Annotated in this window: 5 protein-coding genes and 5 pseudogenes; 4 read left to right on the forward strand and 6 right to left on the reverse strand. The window is 57.1% G+C overall.

From position 1 onward, the window contains the following. Window positions 1-141: 141 nt before the first annotated feature. Window positions 142-1132, forward strand: a pseudogene (locus FXB38_RS41640) (AMP-binding protein). 516 nt (window positions 1133-1648) lie between these two features. On the opposite strand, the gene FXB38_RS41645 reads toward FXB38_RS41640, so the two are convergent. From FXB38_RS41645 to FXB38_RS41665, 5 genes and pseudogenes are all read right to left on the reverse strand, one after another. Continuing rightward, window positions 1649-2932, reverse strand: a complete 1284-nt coding sequence (locus tag FXB38_RS41645) for an IS256 family transposase (protein WP_187435522.1) — start codon at window positions 2930-2932, stop codon at window positions 1649-1651. Window positions 2933-3391: 459 nt separating this feature from the next. Further along, window positions 3392-4249 (reverse strand): annotated as a pseudogene (panC, locus tag FXB38_RS41650) (pantoate--beta-alanine ligase). A gap of 18 nt (window positions 4250-4267) precedes the next feature. Next, window positions 4268-5133, reverse strand: a pseudogene (gene panB / locus FXB38_RS41655) (3-methyl-2-oxobutanoate hydroxymethyltransferase). A 145-nt stretch (window positions 5134-5278) separates the two neighbouring features. Continuing rightward, window positions 5279-5401 (reverse strand): annotated as a pseudogene (locus FXB38_RS41660) (aspartate 1-decarboxylase); the annotation flags it as partial. Between the two features lie 324 nt (window positions 5402-5725). Continuing rightward, window positions 5726-6004, reverse strand: coding sequence for a hypothetical protein (locus tag FXB38_RS41665; protein ID WP_148756662.1), 279 nt, complete (start codon window positions 6002-6004; stop codon window positions 5726-5728). 285 nt (window positions 6005-6289) lie between these two features. Between FXB38_RS41665 and FXB38_RS41670 the strand changes: the two genes are divergently transcribed. From FXB38_RS41670 to FXB38_RS41680, 3 genes and pseudogenes are all read left to right on the forward strand, one after another. Then, entirely contained in the window at window positions 6290-6544 is a 255-nt protein-coding gene (locus FXB38_RS41670) for a Dabb family protein (protein ID WP_148756663.1), read from the forward strand. 199 nt (window positions 6545-6743) lie between these two features. After that, window positions 6744-8137: pseudogene (gene pabB, locus FXB38_RS41675) on the forward strand (aminodeoxychorismate synthase component I). Beyond that, window positions 8134-8721 carry an anthranilate synthase component II gene (locus FXB38_RS41680; RefSeq protein ID WP_148756664.1) on the forward strand — a complete coding sequence of 196 codons (588 nt, stop codon included), beginning with the start codon at window positions 8134-8136 and terminating at the stop codon, window positions 8719-8721. The pseudogene pabB and the gene FXB38_RS41680 overlap by 4 nt, the downstream one beginning before the upstream one ends. Before the next feature lie 363 nt (window positions 8722-9084). On the opposite strand, the gene FXB38_RS41685 is transcribed toward FXB38_RS41680, so the two are convergent. Further along, on the reverse strand, window positions 9085-10014 hold a 930-nt coding region (locus FXB38_RS41685), incomplete at its 5' end, for a M24 family metallopeptidase (RefSeq protein ID WP_148756665.1).

Genomic DNA, 10014 nt, shown 5'->3' on the forward strand with positions numbered 1-10014 from the left:
CGCCCAAAAAAACGAAACGGCGCCCCCCGGCAGAAGCCAAAGCATAACCACGGCGCCACTGATCTGCTGGTCAATCCAGGAAATCCGCCGCATCGCTATCAGACTTGCTCGAAAGCGGATTCGACCCGCACACATCATCGCATGGTCTTGCTGGCGCAGAGCTCACCAGGCTGCCGCTCAACGCGCCCACTTCAAATCAAAAAAACAACTGTAATGCTAATCCATGCTCTTCCAATCTATCACATTCATGGGCTATTCGTAGCATGCAATGTGACGTTCGCCGCCCGTGCGCGTATTCTGCTCATGCGGAAGTTCGACGCCGAACTTGTCATCGCTGCGATGGCGCGCTCGACCGTGCTGGTGGGCGTTCCGACGTTCTACGTCCGCCTTTGCAGAGCACGAAGAAGTAAGCGAGCGACCGCCAGTATGACACTGTTTCTTTCCGGCTCTGCGCCACTGTTGGCAGAAACGCATCAGGCTTGGAAAGAGGGGACTGATCACGAGACTCCTCGTACTTAGTATGACAGAGACCGGAATGATCGCTTCCAATCCATACGCGGATCCGCGCATAGCGGGGTCGGTCGGTCGTCCAGTATCCGGTGTTCAGGTTCGGATAGCAGATGCCGAAAACCGAGCGGAATTGCCGGCCAACCACGTCGGCATGATCGAGGTCGAGGCACCGAAGGTCTTCGCTGGCCATTGGAACATGCCGGACAGAACAGCTGCAGATTTCCGCCTGACGGCTTTTTCATCACCGGAGACCTCGGCACGATCGATGATCGCGGGTACATCCACATTGTTGGACGCGGGAGGGATTTGATCATCAGCGGAGGATTCAACGTGTATCCCAAAGACGTCGAGAGCGAGATCGACTTGATACCTAGGGTTTCAGAGAGCGCTGTGATCGGTGTTCCGCACGCTGATTTCGGCGAGGGGGTCACCGCTGCGGTCGTTCGTCGCCCCAGGATCTCCGGTTGACGAGCGAGTTATACTCGAAGCACTGATCGATAAGCTTGCCAAGTTCAAACAACCGAAGCGGATAGTATTCCTGGACGATTTGCCGCATAACCCCATGGGTAAGGTACAGAAGAATGTCTTGCGCGAACGCTTTGCTGACCTTTACTCAAGATAGACCTAAACTGCAGTTAGCTCAACCGGTTGAGCGTTTGGCCGCTTGCTCGCGCGGGCATCAGCGTGAGCGCATGCTTAAAGATCTCAAGTGGCACGAGGTGAAGAGAGAACCGGCTATAATTCTGGTTTTTGGGTGGTGAGAGCGCAAGCTGATGCCAACATCCTGTTGCACTTCGCCATTTAGGATGCCGTATTGGCTGGCCCTTGTTCCCGTTTGTTGTCTTGGCCCACCTAGTTAAGGCACAGTGGGATGCCTCCAAGGTACTTTGCAGGTCCTCTTCGATGGGTTCGTATCTCAGCTCAGCGCACGTTCTAGACCAATCACAAAGAGCGCAGCCATTTATCGTCCGCCTCCCGGCGCGGCCCTAGAACGTTCAACGGATTGTTTAGAGCAGAGAGCCCCTTGCCAACGATAATAGCGGATCAATCCGAACCGGCCGCCGCACATCGCGCAACGCCTTACAACAACCCTTTCGGCGCCGGAGCTATCGCCAAATTTTGGTGACGGCCGGGCCGGTCAGGCGGCGGCGGTTTTGGGCTGACGGTCGGTCGGCTTGGCGATGACCTCAATCCCGTTGTTGAACGTCACACCGACAATGAGTTTTGGCAACTGGTTATGGCCATCGAGACGACGCCAGTTTTTCTGGGCGTCCTCGACCAGTTTGAAGACCATCGCGAGCGCGGTCTTGTTGGATAGGCAGCCCTTCGATCGGGTCGTGCGGTGGCGCACGGTAGCGAAGGTGCTTTCGATGGGGTTGGTCGTGCGCAGGTGTTTCCAATGCTCGGCCGGGAAGTCGTAGAAAGCTAGCAGCGTGTCTCGATCCTTGCGCAGGCAGTCGGCGGCCTTCTCGTATTTCAGCGTGTAGCTCTCGATGAAGGCGTCGAACGCCAGCTCGGCTGTGGACTTGGTTTCGGCCATCCAGATCTCCTGCAACGCGCGTTTGGCTCTCGGGTGCTGGCTCTTCGGTAGCTTGGCAAGTACGTTGGCGGTCTTGTGCACCCAGCAGCGCTGCTCGCGCGTATTCGGCCAGACCTCGCCGGCAGCTTTCCAGAAGCCGAGCGCGCAATCGGCGATGACGAGCCGCGGAGCCACGTCGAGCCCGCGCCGCTTCAGATCAAGCAGCAGATCGCGCCAGTCGTGCGCGCTCTCGCGGGCACCATCGGTGAAGCCGACCAGTTCCTTGCGGCCTTCCGGCGTCGCACCGATCAGCACCAGGATACACTGCTTTTCGTCCTGGAGGCGGGCTTCGAGATGGATGCCGTCGGCCCAGATGTAGACGTAGCGCTTCGCGGACAGATCGCGCTTCTGCCACGCGGTGTGTTCATCGAGCCAACCGTCCTTCAGGCGACCAATGGCGGAGGCCGACAACCCGGCAGCATCCTTGCCGAGCAGCGCAGCCAGCGCTTCCGAGAAGTCGCCGGTCGAAATCCCCTTCAGATAAAGGACCGGCAGCAGCGTCTCGATCGACTTCGAGCGGTGCATGTAGGGCGGCAGGATCGACGGCGAGAACCGGATGCGGCTAGGATCGGCAGCGGCGGCCTCGCGATCGCGTACACGCGGCTGGCGGACGGCGACCGGACCGATACCGGTCATGACGTCGCGCTCCGGCAGGTGGCCGTGGCGGACGACGCGCTGGTGGCCGTCCGCGGTCTTCAAATCGGCATGCTGGCCGAGAAAGCCTGCAACCTCGGCTTCGACCGCCTTGGCGAGAAGGGCACGTGCCCCGTCGCGCAAGACTTCTGTGAGTTGATCGTCGAAGATTCCTGGCTGAATCAGTCTGGTGACGTTATCGTTGGACACGGCATATCGCTCCTTCGGTGGAGAAGTGGAGGCGTCAAGCACCCCCACGATATGCCGCCTTCCCGATTCCCGCCGTCACCAACTTTGGGCGATAGCTCTCGGCGCCGGCACCTCGATACGTATTGAGCATTCGTCGGCTCCTCCGGCATTGGGTAGTAGTCCCGTTTGCTACAGTCGCGCGCTCGTGATCTGGGGGTCCACTCTGCTAAACTCGATACAACCTCTGGCAGAAGGGTTGACGGTGGTGTTCGTCTCGTTGGCAGCGTCGCGACGTATCGGGAGGGCACCGCAACCCTATTGGCCACAGTAACTCGGTCCTATTCTTAGTTAATGCAATGAGCGGTACGCTGCCTGTGAAATGCTGCGCCTCAGCACCACCGTTCGACGAATTTCAATCAGACTAGCTGACTGTGTTGACCTGTGCATGCACACGCTTGACGAACCAGCGCGGTCTCGCCATCAAAGAGTACCCGTTTCCGGTCTGAGAATTACGCTATCTATCAGACGCGTCGAGCCGACGTAGGCCGCCGCGCAAAGAGCGGCGGGACGACTCAAGGGGGTCGCGGCGCTCCTGAGCGTGTCGGCATCGACGAGATCAAGGTACTGCACCCGATCGACTTGGTTCAAATACTGGGCAGCGATTGCTACAAGCCTTTCACACGCGCGCTCGCCTGCATGAAACGCGGCTTCCGCCGCAAAGAGACCGCGACTGATTGCGAGAGCCCGCCGTCGCTCTTCATTGCTAAGATACCGATTGCGGCTGCTCATCGCGAGCCCATCGGGCTCCCGAACGGTCGGCGCAGTGACGATTTCGACAGGAAGAATTGAGATCAATTGCAAGGCGATGCACGACCGCGCATTGCTGAAAGTCCTTTTGTCCGAAAACCGCGATATCGGGCCGGACCAGGTTGAACAACTTGCAGACGACGGTTGCGACTCCACGAAAATGTCCAGGCCTGAAAGCTCCACACAGCGGTTTTGCGATCTCGCCTGGGTCAACGAAGGTGTCAAATCGAGCGGGATAGATCTCCTGTACGTTGGGCGCAAACAGCAGTCTAACGCCGGCATCGCGGCAAATCCTTTCATCACGTTGGAAGTCTCGTGGATACGTGCTGAGATCCTCGTTTGGTCCAAATTGAGTGGGTTGACGAAGATGCTTAGGACCGTGACGTCGCTCTTGGTGCGGCTTGCCTCGATCAATCCCAGGGGACCATCATGAAGGTAACCCATTGTCGGCACCAATCCTACGCGCTTGTTGGGCTTGCGAATCTCTGCAAGCGCGCGACGGAGTTCACCAGCTGTCGTTATCGTTTGCATATCAGTTTTGCGTCACGTTTAATTGCGGGGCGTCCATTTTGTTATCGAGTCGCGAAGGCTTTCAGGAAGCCGATAAGACTCCTGTGATGTCGGAAACGCGCCGTTGCGTATATCAGTAGCCCAACGTAATAGCGCCTCTTGCAACAACTGAAACCCTTCTACATAGGTGCGCACGAATTGTGGCCTGTGCCCGTTGGTCAAGCCGAGGACATCATGAAGAACTAGGACCTGGCCGGAACAATCTGCCCCCGCACCGATTCCAATCGTCGGTATCTTGAATATTTCGGTCACTCGCGTCGCGAGCGCCGCCGGAATGCCCTCCAAGACGAGAGCAAAGCAGCCGGCCTCCTGTAGACAGTATGCATCGTCGAGCAGGCGTAAGGCGCCATCTGCATTCCGACCTTGTACCTTGAAACCGCCCATAACATTGACGCTCTGCGGGGTGAGGCCAAGATGGCCCATCACAGGAATTTCGCAGCCGACCAGAGCGCGGACCGTTTCGATGCGCTTTGCACCCCCTTCGAGTTTTACGGCGTCAGCCCCGCGCTGCAAGAATCCGCCGGCATTGCGGATCGTCTCCTCGAGACTGAGATGAAAGCTAAGAAAGGGCATGTCAGCTACGAGCAATGCGCGAGGCTTTGTGCGTACAACGCTTCCAGGTGATGATTCATCATCATCACGCTAACCGGCAGAGTGTTATCGAATCCTAGGCAGGCGCTGCCGACGCTATCACCAACAAGGATAATGTCCACGATGGGATCGGCAATCCGTGCCGTAACCGCGTCATAAGCGGTGGTCATTACAAGCCGCCGTTCGTCCTCCTTCCACCGCTGCAGCACTGGAATCGTGACACGCTCAACTGACGGCTGCGAAATGTGGCTCATTCTGGATCTCGATCTGTCTACCACACTCTAATCTTCGGCCCCCGTTTGCGTTCTAAGAAACGAGAGGAAATTGTCAACATGGCGTCATGGTTTGAAATCATCAGCCCGGAATGAGCTTTTGAACGCGGCCTGCAGAGTGTTCGACGTTGGCTAAGAATCCCGCCGCGTCCATCAGCTCACGATCTAGCGATATTGAGCCGTCATACTGCAGATCAGCTTGGGTCACCGAGGCACGATGGATTTTGCCTTTCATCAAGGTCACATGCATTCATCACCCACGGCACTCGGTGACCTAAGCGCGCGACGTTCGGTTCGATGTGTGAGCGCACTACGACCACTGGTCCCAGCCTTTTGGGCAGCACTGGTCGCGATACTGCCCCGGCCCGTGGCTTCGCTGGGGTCCACGTCGAAGTTATCCCTATCATTGCCTTGCACCCGAAAAGCTTGCTCCGTAACAGCCGACCATAACGACGCGCTTCCGCCCGCGCGCGATTCCAAGCAAGTTCGACTCGCTGGTGCAGCTGCTGCTCCTGCGACTCTCAGGACAGAAAGCGGACAGGACAGTGCTCTTCCGATCGGCAACCTCTTGCGCTTAAGGCTGAGAGCCTACCTCCTCCTCAAGAAGAAAAATCGTCTGCTTCCAGCCAAGTTCGCGCTTTTCTGGCAAGCTTTTTTGCTTTGATGCAGAATTTCGTCCCGACAACTGACGGCGCGTGACGCCGATGCAAACGATAATCGGCTGAGATCGGGCCGGCTCAGTACGACCGCGGACCTGCGCTGAGGCATAGGCCGGTTTGATGCCTAAACGGTTGTGCGCTATCGAGAATTGGACGTCACCCATGCCGACAACGGGGCTTTGCGCGCTCCACATACAGCTCTCTAGAAAGAAGTCGATACCAAGTGCTTTATGGTGTCGCAGGCAGTTACGGAGTATCGATTCAAGCACCGGAGAGTACGTGCAGCCTGCCTCAAACTACCGGCCCCGAGCGCGCCTTAGCCAGCTCAACCACCTTGGCTGATCGTCAGAAGACGGCGAGGCGAACTGACAATCGATGCCGCGGTAGAGATCGCAGCCGGTTATAACGCTCTAACGGTTGCTAGCGCCTCAATCTCAAGGTAGCTATCCGCCTAAGTCCCAAGTTCTCGAAGGTCATCTATGATTCGTCACATAGTCTTCCTCACTGCGAAGAAGAAGGCCAACATCGACCAGATAGTCGAAGGCCTATCGGTTCTTACCGCGATTCCCCATGCACGCCGGATCGAGATTGCTCGCAATTGTAACACAGACCAGCTTGGCAACGACGTTGACGTCGTGGTCTATGGTGAGTTCGACAATGAAACAGCACTCGCGGCTTACAAAGCGCATGAGCTATACCAGGAATCAATCAAGCGGGTGCGACCGCTTCGTTAATTGCGGTTCGCGGTTGATTACAACGTATCGTCAGATAGGCGGCTTGGCGAAATTGCAACGCCACTCGGCATATCGAGCCCACCGTGATCGAACTGACGATCAGTCTTAAGATTTTGTAGGCCACAGGCGAGCAGCGCCACCTTTGGCGTTTACAATCGGGTCGGGTGCCAAAATGTCAGGTACTGGTGGTTGACATTCCATGAACGTCCGCGAATTGAAGTGGATTGAGCCGGTGAGAGCCATGCAGTGTCTTGCGCCCAACCCCACCTTACTTTTCTGGATAGCGCCTCTGGATATGAGCTACTCGGACGCTATTCATATTTAGCCTGTGATCCATTCAGCACCTATATGGTCGCGGCCGGACAGGCGAGTTGCGATGGAGCCCCTCTCGAGGGCGACCCATGGGAGGCGCTTCGTTCCATTCTCGGCAGATATCAGCAGGAGCATCGTCCCGGTCTTCCGCCGTTCCAGGGAGGCATCGCTGGTTACTTTGGTTCCGATCTGAATCGAACGCTGGAGCGGTTGTCGGTACCAGCAATTCCTGGTCAGAATTTGCCTCAGTCCATTTTGCATCTGTACGATGTGGTACTCAGCTTCGACCACCACGATCAGAGATGCTGGATTGTTTCCACTGGATGGCCGGTGCAGGATCCCGCCGGTCGCGTTCAGCGAGGTCGGCGGCGAGCCAATCAGTTTGGTGCGCTGCTCGCCGTCCCAAAACCGCAGGACGTTGTGCTCCCGAGCACAGCGGACACGTGGCGTTCGAACTTCAGCCGGGAGAGCTACATTGCGGCGGTTCGCCGTGTCATTGACCTCATTCTGGCTGGCGATATCTTTCAGGCCAATATTGCGCAGCGCTTCACCGCCGAGCTGCCCAGCACATTTGATCCACTTTCCTTCTACTGTCGTCTGCGGTTGTTGAACCCTGCGCCTTTTGCAGCTCTTTTGCGCTACGGCAAGCTGACGATTGTGTCAAGTTCGCCGGAACGCTTCCTAAAGTTGGAAGGACGTTACGTTGAAACGCGACCCATCAAAGGCACGATTGCGCGGGCGACTGATTCTGAGGAAGATCAGCGCCGTATTGAGATCCTAAATGCTTCCGAAAAGGACCGTGCCGAGAACACGATGATTGTTGATCTGCTGCGCAACGACCTCTCACGTGTTTGTACCGCTCAGTCGGTGGATGTTGTGGCGCTCTGCCAGCTCGACAGCTACGCTTCGGTGCACCATCTCGTGTCGATCGTTGCAGGGACACTTGCAGAAGGCGAAGACGCCATCTCGCTCCTTCGAGCTTGCTTTCCCGGCGGCTCAATTACCGGCGCGCCGAAGGTGCGGTCGATGGAGATTATTACGGAGATCGAGCGTGTGGCACGAGAGGTCTATTGTGGGTCGATCGGTTTTATTGGATTCAACGGGCACATGGATACGAACATCGCGATCCGAACTGTAACGACCAACGCCGATCAAGCCGTATTTCATGCGGGTAGCGGGATAACGGCGATGTCGGATCCGGCGAACGAATATGACGAGACACTCGCGAAGGCGCAGCGAATCTTCCACACATTTCAAACTAAAACACCCGGTTCATTTTGATTCTCATTATCGACAATTACGACTCCTTCGTCTTCAATATTGCCCGACATTTTCACCAACTTGGCGAGGCAACCGAGGTGGTCCGGAACGACGAGGCAGCCGTCAGCGACCTTGCGCGTCTCAAGCCGCGCGCTGTCGTCATCTCCCCGGGCCCCTGCACTCCATCGGAGGCCGGAATATCGGTACCCATAATTCGCGAATTTTCAGGTCGGGTGCCCATTTTGGGCATTTGCCTCGGACACCAATGCATCGGGAGCCTTTTCGGCGGTCGGGTGGTGCGTGCTCGCCACCCTATGCACGGTCGCTCCTCGTCCGTAAGTCATGACTGCCGAGGACTCTTTCAGGATCTTCCGTCCCCACTTCGCGTGGGTCGTTATCATTCTCTGGTCATCGCGCTAGATCGGTCACGCGCGCCTTGCATGAGGGTTACCGCTCGTTCGGAGGAAGGCGAGATCATGGCTATCGCACATCGCTACCACGCAACCTTCGGCGTGCAGTTCCATCCAGAATCGATCCTCACGCAAGAAGGAAACACACTGCTGACGAACTTCTTACGAAGCGCAGATCGAGTTGGTCGGCAGTAATCGAGGGCCGTCTCCCGTACGTCGCAGCTTAGCACGCGCAGACCGATGTACCCGACCGAGGTCAACTCGTCGACGAGGATTGGAAAGGATCCCGGTGATTTGCTAGCGCGATGATCCAATCACTGAATTGCCGGCTCAGTGACGCGTAAGCGGCTACAATGGGAGCAGCGACCGGACCCTGAGACTAGCGGCTTCACCGGAGGGAGTCTTACTGCAACCCTAGGGTATCGTTAGGATCATTGGGATCGCATTTTCAAGTCCGGAAGGGCAAAGTCCGACACCTCCTTGCTCAGCACCGCAAACTTCTGAGAGGCGACTAAGCTCCGCTATCAGGTTCCCATCAGTTATATCACCACCGTCCGGCTAGAGTACAAAGAGCTCGCGCGGCGCACGGGTCAGCGCCTCGACGCCCGTGTCAGTTACGCGGATGGTTTCGCTCACCGTGACGCCAAACTCCTCATCCACCCAGTTGCCCAACATCAGATGGAAGGTCATGTTGGTCTTCAGAACAGTCATGTCCTCCCTCCCAAAACTTGCGGTCGGTTCAATCCATGCCGTGAATTGATTTTCGATGCCAATGGAATAACCGCAGCGCGATTCCTTCGGAAAGCCGTGCCTCTCAATCGCGCTGTACATGGCGTGCGCAACTTCGCTGCAAGTGCGTCCAGGTCGGATGAGATCGAGTCCCGTTTCGATAGCAGCGACCTGCGCATCATGTAAGCGGCGTACGCGGTCGGCAGGCGCACCGATTGAGAATGTACGCATGAGGGCTGCAAGATAGTTATGTCGATTTCCGCTGACTTCCGAGTTGATCTGCATGCCATCGCAGAAGATACTCTCGCTCCACAAGATATGCGGCGTACCCGTGCGTGGGGTTGAGGAAATCAGCGGTGGCCGTAGTCCGGTCGCGGCGGGCCCGCCCTTAACGCCATTAACCTGCGCCGCCATAATCTCGACTGCTGCATCGGCTTCTCGCACGCCAGGACGGATAACCTCTCTAGCCCGCATAACGGCCGCGTCAGCGAGCGCCGCAGCCTCGCGCATAACCGCGATCTCCAAGTCTGATTTGACGCCGCGGATCCAGTCCACCGCTCGCGTGCAATCGACGATTCGGGCTTGCGACAATCTCGTTTTGAACTTCTCTACGGCCGGGGCCATTAGGTTACCCTGTTCAAGCCCAATGCCGCGCTGCGCCACACCGATGTTATTGAGGAAGTCAATCACGGCATCGTAGCCATCGGTGTTAGCCTTACCGACTAGATTTTCCGAGTAACCGATAATCTTTTCTCTGGC

The sequence above is a fragment of the Bradyrhizobium cytisi genome (genome assembly GCF_008123515.1).
Taxonomy (GTDB): Bacteria; Pseudomonadota; Alphaproteobacteria; order Rhizobiales; family Xanthobacteraceae; genus Bradyrhizobium; species Bradyrhizobium cytisi.